Source organism: Curtobacterium sp. PsM8 (genome assembly GCF_030433875.1).
Classification (GTDB): Bacteria; Actinomycetota; Actinomycetes; order Actinomycetales; family Microbacteriaceae; genus Curtobacterium.
The window spans coordinates 1-217 of sequence record NZ_JARUXD010000216.1 but is presented as its reverse complement, the minus strand read 5'-3'; the positions used below and the strand labels follow the sequence as shown (position 1 = coordinate 217).

Here is a 217-nt window from a genome sequence, read left to right as displayed (position 1 = left end):
AACCAGAGCGTTCCAAATACGCAAACCACCCGCTTTGTCTTGAAGACTACCACTAACATTGATCGGAGTCGGAGCGTTTTGACTTGGTGGATTATCAGGAGGTGGGTTCCATTCAGCACTGACAGTTAAAGCCAGAGAAAGGATAAAAAAGGTGGCGACGGATAGTTTCAAAATTTGGCTAGTTTTCATATGGTAAAATTAACTATTAATTAGCTGG

1 protein-coding gene is annotated in these 217 nt (G+C 41.9%); it reads right to left on the bottom strand.

The genetic code is table 11. The annotated features are described in order from the left end of the window. Window positions 1-189: hypothetical protein (locus tag QCD68_RS17385; RefSeq protein WP_301223915.1), on the bottom strand; the 189-nt coding region annotated here is incomplete at its 3' end. Window positions 190-217 lie beyond the last annotated feature (28 nt).